This is a genomic window from Bacillus sp. PK6-013 (genome assembly GCF_054161445.1).
Window position 1 is genome coordinate 2,618,759 of sequence record NZ_CP096417.1, and the last position, 16,458, is coordinate 2,635,216.

General features: G+C 47.2%; 15 protein-coding genes. All 15 read right to left on the reverse strand.

Annotation, left to right across the window (positions count from 1 at the left end; translation table 11 throughout):
- Positions 1-122 precede the first annotated feature (122 nt).
- The 15 genes from M1E03_RS13155 to mraZ all read right to left on the reverse strand — a co-directional run bounded on the left by M1E03_RS13155 (position 123) and on the right by mraZ (position 16,351).
- A complete protein-coding gene (locus M1E03_RS13155; RefSeq protein ID WP_003181559.1) occupies positions 123-476 on the reverse strand; it encodes a small basic family protein in 354 nt (117 codons plus the stop codon).
- A complete protein-coding gene (locus tag M1E03_RS13160) occupies positions 476-1,201 on the reverse strand; it encodes a DUF881 domain-containing protein (RefSeq protein ID WP_020451306.1) in 726 nt (241 codons plus the stop codon). The genes M1E03_RS13155 and M1E03_RS13160 overlap by 1 nt, the downstream gene beginning before the upstream one ends.
- A gap of 25 nt (positions 1,202-1,226) precedes the next feature.
- Complete coding sequence (locus M1E03_RS13165) at positions 1,227-1,886, reverse strand: DUF881 domain-containing protein (protein ID WP_371268716.1); 660 nt, start codon at positions 1,884-1,886, stop codon at positions 1,227-1,229.
- A gap of 29 nt (positions 1,887-1,915) precedes the next feature.
- Positions 1,916-2,704, reverse strand: a complete 789-nt coding sequence (locus M1E03_RS13170) for a cell division protein FtsQ/DivIB (protein ID WP_020451304.1) — start codon at positions 2,702-2,704, stop codon at positions 1,916-1,918.
- 205 nt (positions 2,705-2,909) lie between these two features.
- Positions 2,910-3,821 (reverse strand): UDP-N-acetylmuramate dehydrogenase, encoded by a 912-nt coding sequence (gene murB, locus M1E03_RS13175; RefSeq protein WP_144497614.1) that lies wholly within the window; start codon positions 3,819-3,821, stop codon positions 2,910-2,912.
- Between the two features lie 28 nt (positions 3,822-3,849).
- Complete coding sequence (murG, locus tag M1E03_RS13180; RefSeq protein WP_145685923.1) at positions 3,850-4,950, reverse strand: undecaprenyldiphospho-muramoylpentapeptide beta-N-acetylglucosaminyltransferase; 1,101 nt, start codon at positions 4,948-4,950, stop codon at positions 3,850-3,852.
- Positions 4,951-5,021: 71 nt separating this feature from the next.
- A complete protein-coding gene (spoVE, locus tag M1E03_RS13185) occupies positions 5,022-6,122 on the reverse strand; it encodes a stage V sporulation protein E (RefSeq protein WP_020451301.1) in 1,101 nt (366 codons plus the stop codon).
- A 52-nt stretch (positions 6,123-6,174) separates the two neighbouring features.
- Entirely contained in the window at positions 6,175-7,530 is a 1,356-nt protein-coding gene (murD, locus tag M1E03_RS13190; protein ID WP_020451300.1) for a UDP-N-acetylmuramoyl-L-alanine--D-glutamate ligase, read from the reverse strand.
- Entirely contained in the window at positions 7,531-8,505 is a 975-nt protein-coding gene (mraY, locus tag M1E03_RS13195; RefSeq protein WP_020451299.1) for a phospho-N-acetylmuramoyl-pentapeptide-transferase, read from the reverse strand.
- Positions 8,506-8,632: 127 nt separating this feature from the next.
- Positions 8,633-10,099: a UDP-N-acetylmuramoyl-L-alanyl-D-glutamate--2,6-diaminopimelate ligase gene (locus M1E03_RS13200; protein ID WP_101560822.1), complete on the reverse strand. Its 1,467-nt coding sequence runs from the start codon at positions 10,097-10,099 to the stop codon at positions 8,633-8,635.
- 207 nt (positions 10,100-10,306) lie between these two features.
- The gene (locus tag M1E03_RS13205; protein ID WP_020451297.1) at positions 10,307-12,241 is read right to left on the reverse strand and encodes a stage V sporulation protein D; all 1,935 of its coding nucleotides are present in this window, start codon (positions 12,239-12,241) and stop codon (positions 10,307-10,309) included.
- Positions 12,242-12,387: 146 nt separating this feature from the next.
- Positions 12,388-14,523 (reverse strand): penicillin-binding protein, encoded by a 2,136-nt coding sequence (locus M1E03_RS13210; protein WP_035338834.1) that lies wholly within the window; start codon positions 14,521-14,523, stop codon positions 12,388-12,390.
- Between the two features lie 6 nt (positions 14,524-14,529).
- Positions 14,530-14,883: a cell division protein FtsL gene (gene ftsL, locus M1E03_RS13215; protein WP_020451295.1), complete on the reverse strand. Its 354-nt coding sequence runs from the start codon at positions 14,881-14,883 to the stop codon at positions 14,530-14,532.
- 31 nt (positions 14,884-14,914) lie between these two features.
- On the reverse strand, positions 14,915-15,853 hold the full coding sequence (gene rsmH / locus M1E03_RS13220) for a 16S rRNA (cytosine(1402)-N(4))-methyltransferase RsmH (protein ID WP_020451294.1): 939 nt from the start codon (positions 15,851-15,853) through the stop codon (positions 14,915-14,917).
- Positions 15,854-15,919: 66 nt separating this feature from the next.
- Positions 15,920-16,351 carry a division/cell wall cluster transcriptional repressor MraZ gene (gene mraZ / locus M1E03_RS13225; protein ID WP_009328555.1) on the reverse strand — a complete coding sequence of 144 codons (432 nt, stop codon included), beginning with the start codon at positions 16,349-16,351 and terminating at the stop codon, positions 15,920-15,922.
- Positions 16,352-16,458 lie beyond the last annotated feature (107 nt).

Sequence of the window (16,458 nt, forward strand, 5' to 3'; positions counted from 1 at the left end):
ATGAATCTGGTTTTACAAGTGTGTAACAATCAATACAAACCAATACGCTTCGTTTTTAGTTTTAGGATTACTGTGAATATTCGTGATATCCTATGTATATCCTCTTTTAAATCCGATTTTTTTTAATTTTTTCTCCTCGAGGCCGTCCATTTGGCGAGCAGTATTCTTCTGATGACCGCGATGTTTTGAAAAAGCCTCACGCCAAATGCAAACATACCGACTAAATACAAGTCTACACCAAGATGAACGCCCAGAAAAGCCAAACTTATGGCGAGAATGATATTGAAGAAAAAGCCCGTCACAAAAACTAGTTCATCGTATACACTTTCCAAATGGGCCCTTATTCCCCCGATCAAAGTATCAAGGGATGCAAGAATCGCCAGGGACAAATAATTTGAGTATTCATCCGGAATGGTGAAGTTCGTGCTGAACCCGATTGTAATTCCGAGCAAAAGCCCTAAAACCGGAAGCCACATTAGGAATTCTCTCCTTTTGATTTCTCGAGCGGTTTCAATGGCGCAACTTGCATTGAACCTTCATAAGCTTTGATTTTGATTTGTTTTTCAGGCCTTTTGATTTGCAAATCCAGATTTTCTCCCGCGAACAGATCCTGCAGGGATGAAGCATTCATTCGGCTATATAGTTTATCGGCGTTTTTGCCGATGACTTTTACCGTTATCGGATAGTTGTCCAAAGGATATCCGTCGATTTTGGTTGTTCCGTTGATATCCCTGATCACCGTCGTGTTGACAACCCTTCTGTCATTGATCGATATTTCTTCCGCTTCATACATATTCAGTTCATTAATCAGCTTTTTCAGAAGGTCTGGCGGCGGATTTTGAATGGATTCTCCCGTGAGTTCTTCCGAGAAGAGCTGAGAAATGGTGATGATGATTCCGTTCCCTGTAACATCTGTGAAGCCGGCCTGTTTTTTTAAGTTTTGAAGCGTTTCATTCAACGCTTTTGTCCGCGAGGTTTCTTCTTGATGACTGTATGTGTTCAGCATTTTTTCATATTTGTCAATTTCGCTGATCAGCTCAAGCTGTTTTTTCTGTTCTTTCTTCAGATCCTCCCTGAGGTCCCAAATGTCCCGCGTATCGCGGACTTTCGGCGCTTTCAGCGAATTGAACTGTACGGACAGCATAATTCCGAAAATGAGCATCAGGATGCTCAAACTGATGAAACGATTATTTTTCTTCAACGTCCGCCCACCAACTTTTCAACGTTCATTCCCCCTGCTTTAAAAGGGGCTCCATCTCGATTTGGTCTTGTTTTTCGATGCTGACTGAAATATGATCGCGGCTCAGCTGGTCCACAAGTCCTCCTGCAATGTTCAGCGCCGGCATCAGCACATCCGGATCCCCGATGGCCGAAATGACAAACGGCGCGGGATACTGGTTGCCGTCAACCGTGATGACAGGACCGTTGCACGATATGTAAGAATGATGTGTCACACGCTGTCCGTTGATCGACACCGCGGCCGCCCCGGAAATCCACAGCTCATTGAGCAGGCGGAATATGTGGCTTTCATGGACGATATAGTTGTTGACATTCTCACCTTCCGGTATGTAAGAAGCGTCTTTCAGCGTCACCTTGATTCCTTCGCCCTGAACGCCGATTTCCCCGACGAACATTCTGTACCTTTCAACATCTTCGACAATATTGTAATACTCTTTTTTTTCCTTTTTCAAAGCCGTCTCTGTTTTCTGTACTTCCTGCTGTTTTTTGTAAAGCTCCTGTTCCAGCTTCTTATTTTGCTTTTCCTGGGAAATCAGCCGGTCGCGCAAGGAATACTCCTCTTTCCAATTTTCAGCTGTTTCTTCATGGTCTTTGTTTTCCCTGGCGAATTGATAGGAGAAAGACAGCAGGAATCCGAGGACAAGCATGGCGAGTGAAAGATTGACTGTGTGCCTCTTCAATTTCCGTCTCCCTTTTTGCTTTCATCCGTTTTTTTCAGAGGTTCAAAATAAGTCGCGACTTCCATATGGATAATGCCTTTTTCCCCTTTCGGCAGCTCTTTTACGATCGCCGGATAGCTGTTCATTTTCTGTCCGAACGTTTTCAGCGAAGCCGTCACGATATAGCCGTCGTTCATATACAGTCTGATCAGCCAAGGATTTGATTTTTGAGGCGTATAGTTAATCTCGGAAATCGATTTTTTCACGGAATCGGAAAGCTTGTTCAGCTGTTTTGCCATTTGAACGAGCTTTTCGTCTTCCTCCCAGTTATTAAGGGTCGGTCCGATGTCAGTCGGCGTCACCTCTTCAGGAAGCACCGTGCCGTTTTCAAGCACCGAGTAGTACACATTGTGTTTTTGCAAAAACGCAATGCTTTTATACTCTTCGATGGAGATGGCGATTTTGTTGGGCAGCTGTTTAGAGATTTCGGCTTTTTTGATCAATTTATTCTGCTCGATCTTTTCTGCGGCTTTTTGCTTGCTCAGACTCCAGAATTCCGTCTGTCCTTTATGGATCGAAGACAGGGAAATGATCTGGTCTTTTGAAACGTTTTTGTTTCCTTTGATCTCTACCGTCGAAACTTTGCTGATCGGCGTCTGCAGGTAAATGATGATCAGCATCATCGTGAAAAAGAGCAGAATAAAGGTGATCAGCCGGCGGTTTGCCTTTTGCTTTCGCTGTTCTTTGATTTTGGGAATCCGTTCTTCTATATTCACTACTTTTTCTTTATCAATACCGGGTTTCACGTAGGCTCACCTCAGGTTAATAAAGCAGACAAAAAGACTTTTATTTGCTTATTTTTGTTCGGAAAAATGACGCGCTTTTCGACATATGAAAGCACGGGGCAAGCTAAAAAGCTTCCATTTAGCGAAACAAACGACATACTAGGATGCCGTTTGCTTGTTTGTTTCATACATTATATCATAAGGCGATCTGAAGTAGAGAGGCCGTTTACCGTTTTTCTCCGATAATTTCGACCTCAGTGTGCATGTCGATATCGTATTTTTCTTTAATCGTTTTTTGAATGAATGCAATCAAATCCAGGACGTCTTGCGCTGTTGCGCCGCCTGCGTTTACGATGAAATTGCCGTGCATCTCTGAAACCTTTGCCCCGCCGATCTGATGGCCTTTCAAACCAGCGTCTTCAACTAGCCGGCCCGCATGTTCAGGCAGCGGGTTTCTGAAGATGCTGCCTGCGCAAGGGTTGGACACAGGCTGCGTTTCTTTTCGGTAGTCTTTGTTTTTCTGCATCTGCGCAACGATCTCATCGCGTTCTTTTTGCTCCAGCTGGAGAACGGCTTCAAGACATATGCCCGGCCGCTCGTTTTGCAGGATGGACGTGCGGTAGCTGAACGCCATCTCTTCATTCGTCAGCCAATCAATCGTTCCGTCTTCAAACAGGATCAATGCTTTCACCAAGACCCTGCTGATATCAGAACCGTGGGCTCCGGCATTCATGTAAACCGCTCCGCCGACCGAACCCGGAATGCCTGCGGCAAATTCAAGGCCGGAAAGTCCTTTTTTGCTGATGCCTGTCGCAAGCCTTACGACAGAGTAGCCGCCGCCGACCGTTACTTGCTCGCCGTCGATTTCCATATGGTCAAGCCCCTGTCCGAGCTTGATGACAACGCCTCTTATCCCTTCATCAAGGACAAGAAGATTCGAGCCTCTGCCGATGGCCGTCCACTTGATGCCGTGCTTCTTGATCACCTTCATCGTATCTTTGACAGCTTGAATGTTTTTCGGAACCACCAGCACATCAGCCGGTCCTCCGATTTTAATCGTAGTATGGTTGCTGAGCGGCTCGTTTTCCAGAACTTTGCCGACTTCAAGTTCTTTTAATTCTTGTATCACCTTATCCATCGAAAACCTCCAAAATCCTTCTGTCTTATCATTTTGCATGATGTTTCAGTTCTTTCAGCACATTGTACAAGCGTTCGGCCGCGTCCGGCACGCCAAGCGACTTCGCGCGGCTCTTCATCTCTTGCAGCGTCTTTTCGTCTTGTAAAATATGATCGATCGCCTGAATTAAGCGGTCTCCATTAAGCTCTGATTCTTTTAAAACGACAGCGGCGTTCTGCTCTCCTAGTGAGCGTGCGTTCACTTCCTGGTGGTTGGCCGTAACGTACGGACTCGGAATCAATACGCTTGGAATGCCGAGCGCGGTGATTTCCGCTATTGTCGTTGCTCCCGCACGTGCCACGACGACTTCGAACTCTTTTAAGTACTCGGGCATTTGATGGAGAAATGGCTGAACGACCATATTCGGAGCGGGGCCTTCTTTTTTAAGCGCAGCTGTTACTTTATCATAGTGAACTTCCCCTGTGACATAAAGAACCTGGTAATCCCGCTTTTTTAATTCGTTTTGCATCGCGATAACCGCTTCATTGATCGGAGTGGCACCGCGGCTGCCTCCGAAAATAAGGACCGTTTTTTTGCCTTCTGAAAGGCCCAAAGTGGTCAGGGAACGGCCCCCTTTTATAGAGACGACTTCAGACGCCCTCGGGTTTCCTGTAAAAACAACTTTTTCTGCAGGGAAATGCGGTTTCGCTTCATCAAAACAAATGGCTACCTTATCAACATATTTGGATAAAAACTTATTGGTGAGTCCGGGAAGGCTGTTTTGTTCGTGGATAATCGTCGGAATCCCCAGTTTTGAAGCGGCGTATACCACGGGTCCGCACACGTAGCCGCCCGTGCCGATCACCGCGTCGGGCTTAAACCGTTTTAATTCTTTTTTGCATTCTTTTACACCCTTTAAAAAACGCATGACGGTTTTGACGTTTTCAAATGACAGCTTTCTTTTAAAACCCGTAATTTCAATCGCCTTGAAAGGGATCCCTTCCCGCTCGACGATATTTTTCTCCAGGCCTTTTTCGGTTCCGATATATAAAAACTCAACATCTTCATGATGCCGTTTCACTTCTTTAATAAACGCAAGGGCGGGGTAAATATGGCCGCCCGTTCCGCCTCCGCTAACAACAATCCGCATCTGTTCTCCCCCTTATTCCTTATGTACACGCCGATAACCCTGCTATCTCGCAACAGGGTTATCGCCAAAATCTAGTATCTAGAATACCTGCTGACATTCAGCAGCACGCCGACCGCCATAAGCATCAAGGTCAGTGATGAACCGCCATAACTTAAAAACGGAAGCGTGATGCCTGTAACAGGAATCAGGCCGGTCACGACGCCAATATTGATCATAACCTGAATCGCTATCATCGAAATGACGCCGACGGCGACAAAACTGCCGTATAAATCGGGCGCACCGAGCGCGATTCTGATGCCTCTCCATAATAGAACGCTGAAGAGCAAAAGAATCAGCGATCCGCCGATAAAGCCGAGCTCCTCTGATAAAATCGCGAAAATAAAATCTGTCTGCGGCTCAGGCAGATAAAAAAACTTTTGCCTGCTCTGGCCGAGGCCGAGGCCGAACAGCCCGCCGGGCCCCACCGCATAAAGAGACTGAATGATTTGAAAGCCGCTCCCCAAAGGGTCCTCCCAAGGGTTCAAGTATGAAGTGATCCTTTTGATCCGGTACGGCGCCGACAGCACAAGGCCGACAAAGCCGCTCAGACCCAGAAGACCGAGAAAAACGAAGTGTGAAATTCTCGCACCCGCGACGAAGATCATAATGATGCATGTGCCGACCATTACGGTTCCTGTTCCAAGGTCAGGCTGCATCATGATGATCAAAAAAGCTGAAAAGACAATACCCAGCGCCGGCACAAAGCCTTTTCTAAACGATGTAATATTCTTTTGCTTTTCAGATAAAAACTTGGCCAAAAATGCGATCATCGCGAGCTTCATAAACTCGGACGGCTGAATGCTGAAAGCGCCGACTCCGATCCAGCTCCTCGACCCGTTCCGTTCCATGCCGATCCCGGGAACAAGGACGATGATGAGCAGAAAGAAACATACTATGATCAGTATTTTCGCATAAGTTCTCCACGTCCAGTAGTCGACATTCATGATGAAAAACATGGCGATGACTCCGATGCCGGCAAATAAAAGCTGCCGTTTCGCAAAGAAAAAGGAGTCGTCGTATTTGTAAGTCGCCCATACTGCACTGGCGCTGTATACCATAATCAGTCCAATTGTTAAAAGCAATAGCGTAATGATAACCAGCAAAAAATCCGGTGACGTTTTTTTTGTTTGCAAAGCCGAACACCCCAAGCTCTAATTCTTAGGGCTATCTTTACGAGACAAGCCCTTATTTAAGCATATGCACGGCGTTTACAAACATGTCACCACGTTCTTCAAATGTTTTGTACTGATCCCAGCTTGCACAGGCCGGGGACAGAAGAATGACATCTCCTTCGTCTGACAGGCTGAACGCCGCAGTTGCTGCTTGTTCAACATTATCGACACGTTTAACCTGTTGTATTCCCATTTCTTCGGCCAGCTTCTCAAACTTCGGTGCGGTCTCGCCGAATGTGATCACCGCTTTGACAAAAGACATATGCGGCTTTAGTTCATCGAATTCATTTCCGCGGTCAAGCCCCCCTGCCAGCAAAATGACCGGCTTTTGAAAGGCGGACAGCGCTTTTTTGGTCGCAAGAATGTTTGTCGCTTTGCTGTCATTGTAAAACAGTCTGTTTTTGATCGTCGCGACGTATTGCATCCTGTGCTTTACACCGGTAAAGCTCGTCAGCACCTTGCGGACGGCCTCATCGGAGACGCCTGCGGTTTTAACAATGCAAAGGGCGGCCAAAATGTTCTCCAAATTGTGCTCTCCCGGCAAAACGACGTCTTCAAGCGGCATGACCGGTTCACCGTTAAACATGATCACGCCGTCTTTCACGCACGCTCCGCGCTCAAGTGTCCGGCGGACCGAAAAATACACCTTCTCCGCTTTTGAACACTCGGCAAGCCGTACGACTGTCTCATCGTCCAAATTGACAACGGCAACGTCTGTTTCCGATTGATTTCGATAGACCTGCTGTTTGGCAAGCTCATAATTTTGGCGGGAATGGTGATAATCGAGATGGGCATCAAATACGTTTAATAACAATCCGATTTTCGGTCTGAATTGATAAGTCCCCATGAGCTGAAAACTCGACAGCTCTGTCACGATCCATTCGTCTCCGCCGGCCTGATTGGCCACTTCGCTTGCCGCCGTGCCGATATTACCAGCAACGAGCGCTTTTTTCGAATCGGCTTTCAGCATTTCATAAACAAGCGTTGTCGTTGTCGTCTTTCCGTTTGAACCGGTAATGCCGATGAACGGAGCATCTGTCAGATGATAGGCAAGTTCAACCTCCGTCCAGACCGGTATGCCCCGCTTCAGCGCTTCTTCGACCATCACGTTTTCATAGCGGATGCCCGGATTTTTAATCAGAATGTCGATCGAATGAAGATCAAACAGTTCCGTCGGATGAGAGCCGCAGACGACTTCCACCCCTTTTTCCGCGAGAATCCGCGCAGGTTCATTCTCCTCAAAAGGCAGCTGGTCATTCACGACAACCTTTACGCCTTTTTCATGAAGGATCGAAGCGGCAGCATATCCGCTTTTCGCCAGCCCCAGTACGAGCACATTTTGATTTTGCAATAAATCTTGAGTATCCACTTATAACCACACCTCGATGTAAATTCCTAAGACGGCAAGCAGAAGTCCCGCTGTCCAAAAAGTGACGACAACTCTCCACTCAGACCATCCGACAAGTTCGTAATGATGGTGAAGAGGGCTCATTTTGAAAATTCGTTTGCCGGTCGTTTTAAATGAAATGACCTGCAAAATGACGGACAGCGTTTCAATGACGAATACGCCGCCGATGATGACAAGCAGGATTTCCAGTTTCGTTAAAATCGCGATCGTCACAATCGCCCCTCCGAGGGCAAGCGATCCTGTATCTCCCATAAAGACTTTCGCGGGGTGCGCGTTAAACACAAGAAATCCCAACACCGCTCCGACAACAGCAACCGCGAAAATGGCGACATCGTATTGCGACTGGTTCCATGCCAAAATTGCAAACGCACCGAACGCGATGGCAGCAGTACCAGACAACAGCCCGTCAAGCCCGTCAGTCAGGTTGACAGCATTTGAACCGCCGACAAGCATAAAGATGACGAGCACCGGATAAATCCAGCCGAAATCAAATGACAGCTCTGTTCCCGGAATGCGGATGTCAGTCGGCAGCCCTTGGAAGTGGTAGACGGCATAGAATACCAGAGCAATCACGATTTGGCCGATCAGTTTTTGTTTGGATGTGAGTCCAAGGTTGCGCTTCATCACGACTTTAATATAATCATCCAAAAAGCCGAGCAAGCCGTATCCAACCGTAACAAACAAGAGAAGGATCATGTTCATGCTGACTTCGGAAAATTTCATTGTCATGACAATGGTCGTCGCGATAATCGACAATATGATCATGACGCCGCCCATCGTCGGCGTTCCCGATTTTTTCTGATGGGATTTCGGACCTTCCTCACGGATGCTCTGCCCGAATTTCAGCCTTCTTAAAAACGGAATGAAAATCGGAGATAAAAGAACGCTGATTAAAAAGCCCATGATAATGGTAAATAAAATTACTTGTTCGAGCATCGTTCTTCTCTCCTTTCCGCGTGATATAAGTAGCAGCATACGCATTTATCATATTCACTGTTTTTTTTCATATGTTGATTTATTTCATCCATCATTTCAACAACTCTTTCCTGTAGTTCTTTTTCGGTTATTTCAGCTCAAGAATGGCTCTTTTGGCCACCTCAGCATCATCAAAATCAAAGGTTTGACCGCCGATCTGCTGATAGGTTTCATGGCCTTTGCCTGCGATCAGGACGACATCGCCTTTTTTGGCGTTTGCAATGGCAAAAAAGATCGCCTGCTCACGGTTGACGATGCTGTGATAGTAAGCCCCTTTTACGCCTTCCTCCATATCGTTTAAAATGGCGAGCGGGTCTTCGCTTCTCGGATTATCGGCTGTAAAGACCGGTTCATCGGCAAGGTCAACGGCAATTTTCGCCATTTTCGGACGCTTCGTCTTATCGCGGTCCCCTCCGCAGCCGACGACGACAAACAGCTTTCCTTCCGTTAAGCCTCTGCACGTGTTCAAGACATTTTCGAGGCTGTCAGGAGTATGGGCATAGTCGACGATTACCGGAAAGTCCTGGCCGGCGTCCACAAGCTCAAATCTTCCTCTGACGCCTTTCAGCCCTTCAATTCCTTCTGTGATCGTGGCAAACGGGATATCCGCTGCTAGTGCGATCCCCGCGGCCGTTAAAACATTGTAGACGTTAAAGAGGCCGACAAGCGGAATCGTTACTTGTGCAGTACCTTTGGGCGTCACCAGATCAAAGGTTGTCCCTTTCGGAGCCATTTTGATATTTTCAGCCATGACATCGGCATCGTTTTGAATTCCGTATGTCAAAAGGTGTGCTGACGTCACTTGGGCGAAATACGCTGAAGCAGGGTCATCCGCATTCAGCACGGCCCACTTCGGTGTATCGTGGTTAAAAGATCCGCCGAGCTGAGAGAAAAGCAGACTTTTCGCATGTTTATATTCTTCCATTGTCCGGTGGTAGTCAAGGTGGTCCTGAGTCAGGTTCGTAAATGCGGCGATATCGTAATCACACCCGTGGACCCGGCCCATGTGGAGAGCGTGTGAAGACACTTCCATGACGGCTGTATCCACATCCTGATCAACCATTTTTCTAAACGTTTTTTGAAGTGTGACGCTTTCCGGCGTCGTATTTTTTGCATCGAACGTTTCGTCATGGATTTTCGTGTACATCGTGCCGATCAGTCCTGTGCGGCTCCCGGCTTTTCTAAAGATCTCCTCCACCATGTGAGAAGTCGATGTCTTGCCGTTTGTGCCTGTAATGCCGATCAGCTTCAGCTGCTTCGTCGGCTGTCCGTAAAAGGCGTCCGACAGCACGGCAAGCGCTCTCTTCGTATGGCGGACGATGATCACCGGCACATCGGCGTCAACTTCCCTTTCCGCCACGATAGCGGCAGCCCCTTTTTCAGCGGCTTGCCGGGCGTAGTCATGCCCGTCGACTGTATAGCCTTTTATACAAACAAAAAGACTCCCTGTCTTGACTTCCCTGGAGTCCATCTCAATTGAAGTTATATCAGGGTCTTCTTGGCCGGCAAAGGAAGGTGCATTTTTTAAATATGTAAGAAGCTTTGTTAATTTCATCGTATCAAACCTCTCAAGTCTAATCATTCTTCATTCGTTGTCATATGTTCCTGCGTTGATTAACCGCACGAGCTGCATGCAGACATACAGTTCATATTTTAGCGTAAAAAAGAGGATACATCCAGCTAATCCTTTAAAATCTATATATTTTTTAGGAGGAACGGCCCCCGGACATCAGCCGGTTGCCGCTCCTTATCATGATCCGAATTAATCAGAGGCTCCGTCTTTATTGTCAAGGTAAATGCGAATGGTCGATCCTTCTTTTACTTTTTCGCCCGGCTTAGGGGACTGCTGAACGACGACATCGCCTTTTCCGGAAGCTTTCAGCCTGAGGTTGATCAGCAATGGTTCAAGCTCTGTCACGGAAAGCCCTATAAGGTTCGGGACCTCGATCAGCTTTTTGTCCAGCCATTGATATTTGCGTTCAATCTGATCTTTCCGCTTCTTAACGCCGAGCTGTGGAAGGCTGTCTCTCATGATGTTTCCGACGATCGGCGCTGCAACTGTACCCCCGAATTGAATCGTGCCTTTCGGATTGTCGACGGCGACGTAAACGACGATGCTCGGATCATCTGAAGGAGCCGTTCCGATAAACGAGACGATGTGATTGTTTTTTAAATATTTCCCGTCCTTGACTTTTTGCGCCGTACCGGTTTTGCCGCCCACCCGGTAGCCGTCGACAAAAGCGTTCCGCCCCGTCCCCTGGGCGACAACGCTCTCCAGCGCGTACCGGATCTGTTTCGATGCCTCTTCAGAAATCACTTTTCTTTTGGCGATCGGCGTCTGTTTTTTCACTGTTTGTTTTGTTACGGGATCAATCCACTCTTTGGCAATATACGGCGTATACAGCGTTCCGCCGTTGACAGCTGCAGAAACAGCTGCGACCTGCTGGATCGGTGTCACCGATACCCCCTGGCCGAAAGCGGTTGTCGCCTGCTCTACAGGACCGACGCGGTCAAGCGGGAATAAGATGCCCGTTCCTTCGCCTTGTAGATCGATCCCGGTTTTTTGTCCGAAGCCGAAATTTTTAATGTAGCTGAACAGTTTTTCTTTGCCGAGCCGCTGACCAAGCTCAACAAATCCCGGGTTGCACGAATTTTGGACGACTTCAAGAAACGATTGTGCGCCGTGTCCGCCGCGCTTCCAGCATTTCAGCCTTGCGCCGTCCACTTCAACGGAACCCTTATCATAGAAGTGATCTTTTTGGAGGTTGACTTTGTTCTCTTCCAAAGCTGCGGCAAGCGTGATGATTTTAAAAGTCGAACCGGGCTCATATGTGCTCCATACAGGCAAGTTCCGATTATAGACTTTAGGATCGATTGATTTGTAGTTTGCGGGGTCAAAGTCCGGCCGGCTGACCATCGCCAATATCTCCCCGTTTTTCGGGTTCATCGCAACACCGACCATTCCGTCCGGGTTATACTTCGCTTCTGCGATATCAAACTCCCGCTCCATAATCGTCTGCACCTTTGAATCAATCGTCAGCTTCATATCAAGCCCGTCTTTCGGCGGTGTATAGTCATCCGCCTCCCCCGGCATCCTCTTGCCTTTTGCATCAGAATAAAATTTCACATAGCCCTTTTCACCTTTCAACTCTTTGTCATAAAAAGCTTCGAGGCCAAGCAGACCCTGGTTGTCAATGCCCGCGAATCCGAGCACATGGGACAGATAGCTGCCGAACGGGTAATGGCGGATCGAATCTTCTGCAATGTATACGCCTTTCAAGTTGAGATCTCTGACTTCTTTTGCTTTCTCATGGGAAATTTTCCGGCCCTCGGGATTGATCCTTTCAATTGACGTTTTTTTCGTGACATGTTTGTACGCTTTTTCTTCCGACATATTCAACACGCTGGCCAGCAGTTTGCTCGTTTTGATCGGATTTTCAACCTGCCTCGGTACAACCAAAACCGATGGCGCGCTTTGGTTTGTCGCCAGCTTGACGCCGTTTCTGTCCAATATTTCGCCCCTTTCCGGCTCAAAAGGAAGGTTCCGGCTCCACGAATCTTTAGCTAATGTCGTCAGTTTATCCCCCAGAACGAACTGAACGTATCCGAGTCTTGTATCAATAATCAAAAAGATGATCACACCAAAAAGCAGAACGAATATTAAACGTTTTCTGACCGTTACATTGGAAACGCGCAAGAGACCGTTCACTCCTTATTTAGGCTTGTTTCATTTTATGCCTTGGAGCGTTTTGATAGAACGACCCTTATTTTTATATGCTCAGGAGGCGGCCGCGCCCAAACGGAAGGCTATCGACTCTGAGCCGATAGCCTTTTAGACGGGATCTATTCGTTTTTCAATCTGACTTTTACGACCGAGTTGGCTTTTAATTCTTTGCCTGCTTTTACATTTTGGCTTTTCACATAACCCTGGCCGCTCGTTTCGATATGAATGCCTGCCATGGCGCCGAAGCGGAGAGCGTCACGCTTTGACCAGCCCGTCATATCAGGCAGTGTGATTTTCCCGTCGGCCTTCAGGAAGACCCTCTGATTCGGCAGGACGGCTTCTCCCGCTTTCGGGTACTGTTCTTTCACAGCCAAGCCATCGCCGATCGTAACCGGAACAAGGCTGTTGTTTTGCGCCTCTTTTTCGGCGGATTTGGCTCGTTTGCCGGTGAAATCAGGCATTTCCAGCTGTTTTTCTTCCTGCTTTTCTTCTTTTTTGGTCTCTGTCGGTGTGATATTTAAATAGTGAAGACTGTTTTTCATCACCGGATTGAAAATTTTTGATACCGGAGCAGAACCTGTTTCCGTAGCCTTTAATTGCGGCTGCTGTACGGCTACATAAACGAGAAGCTGCGGATCGTCCTTCGGCGCCATGCCCATGAAGGAGAACACGTAGTCTTCGCGTCCCTTCAAGATTTTTCCGTCCTCACCGGTCATTTGCGCCGTACCGGTTTTTCCGGCGACATCAAATCCTTCGATCTTGTACGGCTTCCCCGTCCCTTTATCAGATGTGACGACTTTTCCCAGCAGATCGCGCACTTCTTTTGCCGTTTTGGCAGAGATCGGCTGTCCGACTTTTTCCGGTTTATTTTGATAAATCGTTTTGTTTTTGTCAGAATCAACGACATGATCGATGACATAAGGCTTCATCATTTTTCCGTTATTCGCGATCGCTGTCGCGGCCTGAAGCTGCTGGATCGGCGTGACCGCTGAACTTTGACCAAAGGCAGTTGTTACTTTATCACGCAAATATTCAAAATTGATTTTGCTGTTCGCTTCCCCAGGCAGGTCGATGCCCGTTTTGTCGTAAAAATGGAACTTCCGCAAATATTGGTTGAAGCGGTCCGTGCCGAGTTTATCATTGGCAAGGATCGCAAACGCAACATTTGAGGAGCGTTCAACACCTTCATTAAATGTGATCGTTCCCCAGCCGTTTCCATCGTTATGGTCTTTAATAGGCTTATCTTTTTTAGAAACCGAATATGATCCAGACTTAAATGGTTCTCCTCCATTATATACGCCTTCTTGGATGGCTGCCGCCAATGTGAAAATCTTCATCGTTGAGCCTGGCTCAAAGCTGTAGGAGACAAGGTCGTTGTAATAGTTCGTGACATCGCGTACGTTCGGGTTGAAGCTCGGCCTTTGCCCCATCGCGAGCACTTTGCCCGTTTTCGGATCAACGACCGCCGCCATAATCTTCTTCGGCTTGTATTCTTTTTGGACGGTCGTCATGCTGTCTTCCAAAAACGCCTGGATTTTTTGATCGATCGTCAAATACACGTTGTCTCCATTGTTTGGCGCTTTAATATTTTCGTTGCTGTTCGGCAGGCGCCAGCCCGTTCTGTCGGTGTCGTACGTCATGTATCCGTCCGTTTCTTTCAAATAATCGTTGAGCGTTTTTTCAAGGCCCATCATGCCTTGCATTTCACCTGTTTTTGCGTTGATCTGCGAATAGCCGATGAGATTGGAAGCGAAGATTCCGTTTGGATAGTAGCGCTTCGTATCGCGGGTGAACACGATGCCAGGCAGCTTCAGCTTTTCGATTTTTTCTTTTTGGGCATATGTCAAATCCCGCCCCGCCGATCCGAATTCAACCTGAAACGCTCCTTTTTTATTGAGAATATCGAGCACTTTCCCCTCATCCATACCGAGAATCGGCGCAAGCTTCTCAGCCGTCAGCTGCTTGTTTTTCACGTATTGAGGTTCCATCTTTTTGCTCATAATCGCGACGAGCTTGTATGTCGAAGTGTCTTCGGCAAGCACTTTTCCGTTCCGGTCAAGGATCGATCCCCGGTGGGCTTCGATCGTCCGCTTTTTCTCATACTGTTCGTTCGCCTTCTGTGCAAGCACTTCGCCGTTCACTTTTCCCGTCGCTTGAATAAACGCAAATCGTCCTACGATAACAAAGAAAAAGAGGGCAAAACAAATACTGAGTATTGCCGCTCCTCTGTTCATGAATTTATTTTTTTTCGGCATTGTGCATCATTCCTGTATGTCTTTCACTTTTTTATCACCTAATTTAAGGCCTTTTTTCCGGGCGATGTCCATGATACGGTCCGGCTCTTTCAGCATATCGGCTTCTTTTTCGAGGTCACCAACTCTGCTGCTTTCCGTTTCAACCTTCTTTTCGAGCTTTTGAATTTCAATATTGGTCTGATACGCGGCAAAAGCCTTTGAAATCATAAAAAGTGAAGCGCTGAGTACAGCCAGGGCAAAAAGCACAATCAGTACCTTTTCCCCAAGCGTTATCGATGCTCTTCTCCGGATGATAACGGATTGTTCTGCACTGTTTGTCTGTCGTTGCTGTTTTTCTACTTTATAAGCCAAATTGCTCATAGACTGATGACCTCCTTTTAATTCGTACAGCTCACTCTCGTGCTTTTTCCGCGATGCGCAGCTTCGCTGAGCGCGCACGGTTATTGTGTTCAAGCTCCTCTTCAGAAGCTGTGATCGGCTTTCTGTTGACTAACTTTAATTTCGGTTCAAACTCCTTGGGGATCACGGGCAGTCCGTGAGGCAGTTCAGGAGGCGATGACATCTCTTTAAATGTCGATTTGCAGATCCGGTCTTCCAGCGAGTGGAACGTGATGACCGATACCCTTCCGCCCGGCTTCAGTACCTCAATCGCCTGTAAAAGCGCTTCTTCAAACACTCTCAATTCATCGTTTACCGCAATTCGAATCGCCTGGAAGATCCGTTTAGCCGGATGCCCGCCGCTTCTTCTTGCCGGTGCGGGAATCGCCTCTTTGATGATATCGACAAGCTGGCCTGTTGTTTCAATAGCCGATTGTTCTCTTGCTTTTTCGATTTTCCTGGCGATTTGCTTGCTGAACTTCTCTTCTCCGTATTTAAAGAAGATTTTCACGAGATCCTCATAAGGCCATTCATTGATGACTTCCTTTGCCGAAAGGCCCGCCGACAGGTCCATTCGCATATCAAGAGGTGCATCATGATGATAGCTGAAGCCCCTTTCAGGTGTATCCAGCTGAGGAGATGAGACGCCTAAATCAAATAAAACACCGTCCACTTTCGTGATGCCGATTTCGTTTAGACGGTCTTTTAAATACCGAAAATTGCTTTTTATGAAAACGACTTGTCCTTCATGATCCGCCAGTTTTTCCTTCGCGTGGCGGAGTGCGGTTTCATCCTGGTCAAAAGCGACCAGCTTTCCTTTTTCAGACAGCTGTGAAAGCAAATATTCGCTGTGACCGGCACCGCCTAATGTACAGTCTACATATGTACCGTCTTCTTTTACATTTAAACCGTCAACTGTTTCTTTTAATAATACTGTTGTATGCTCAAACATTTCTTTACTAGTCCCACCTTTATTCAAATGAACTGATTGCAGAAGCGCCGCATGCGCAAAGATTCATTATATATCAAATCCGATCATGTTTTCAGCTATTTCGGCAAATGAATCTTCCTGCTCTTCTACGTATTGTTCCCAAATCTCTTTGCTCCACAATTCAATTCGATTTGAAACTCCGATGACCACGCATTCCTTCTCAAGCTTTGCATAATTTAAAAGCGGTGATGCAATGTTGATCCGGCCCTGCTTGTCCAATTCGCATTCGGTGGCTCCGGAGAAAAAAAAGCGGGTAAAAGCGCGTGCATCTTTCTTTGTAAGAGGAAGAGCCTTCAGTTTTTCTTCGATGAGTTTCCATTCGGACATCGGGTAGCCAAACAGGCACTGATCAAGCCCGCGCGTCAGAACGAACTGCTCGCCGAGGCCTTCTCTGAATTTCGCCGGAACGATCATGCGGCCTTTTGAATCAATCGTATGCTGGTATTCACCCATAAACATGATCTCGGCCCCCACTTTCGTTCCTCAACTCACCACTATCCACCACTTCTCTCCACAAATTTATTTTACACTGTTTTAGAACAAAAAAAAACCCTGAACTACTCAGG

Bases quoted from the DNA above. Each gene is read 5' to 3' on its own strand.
- M1E03_RS13155 (WP_003181559.1), bottom strand. From the start codon at position 476: ATGTGGCTTCCGGTTTTAGGGCTTTTGCTCGGAATTACAATCGGGTTC.
- M1E03_RS13165 (WP_371268716.1), bottom strand. From the start codon at position 1,886: ATGCTTGTCCTCGGATTCCTGCTGTCTTTCTCCTATCAATTCGCCAGG.
- murB (WP_144497614.1), bottom strand. From the start codon at position 3,821: ATGGATAAGGTGATACAAGAATTAAAAGAACTTGAAGTCGGCAAAGTT.
- murG (WP_145685923.1), bottom strand. From the start codon at position 4,950: ATGCGGATTGTTGTTAGCGGAGGCGGAACGGGCGGCCATATTTACCCC.
- mraY (WP_020451299.1), bottom strand. From the start codon at position 8,505: ATGCTCGAACAAGTAATTTTATTTACCATTATCATGGGCTTTTTAATC.
- M1E03_RS13200 (WP_101560822.1), bottom strand. From the start codon at position 10,099: ATGAAATTAACAAAGCTTCTTACATATTTAAAAAATGCACCTTCCTTT.
- M1E03_RS13210 (WP_035338834.1), bottom strand. From the start codon at position 14,523: ATGCCGAAAAAAAATAAATTCATGAACAGAGGAGCGGCAATACTCAGT.
- ftsL (WP_020451295.1), bottom strand. From the start codon at position 14,883: ATGAGCAATTTGGCTTATAAAGTAGAAAAACAGCAACGACAGACAAAC.
- rsmH (WP_020451294.1), bottom strand. From the start codon at position 15,853: ATGTTTGAGCATACAACAGTATTATTAAAAGAAACAGTTGACGGTTTA.
- mraZ (WP_009328555.1), bottom strand. From the start codon at position 16,351: ATGTTTATGGGTGAATACCAGCATACGATTGATTCAAAAGGCCGCATG.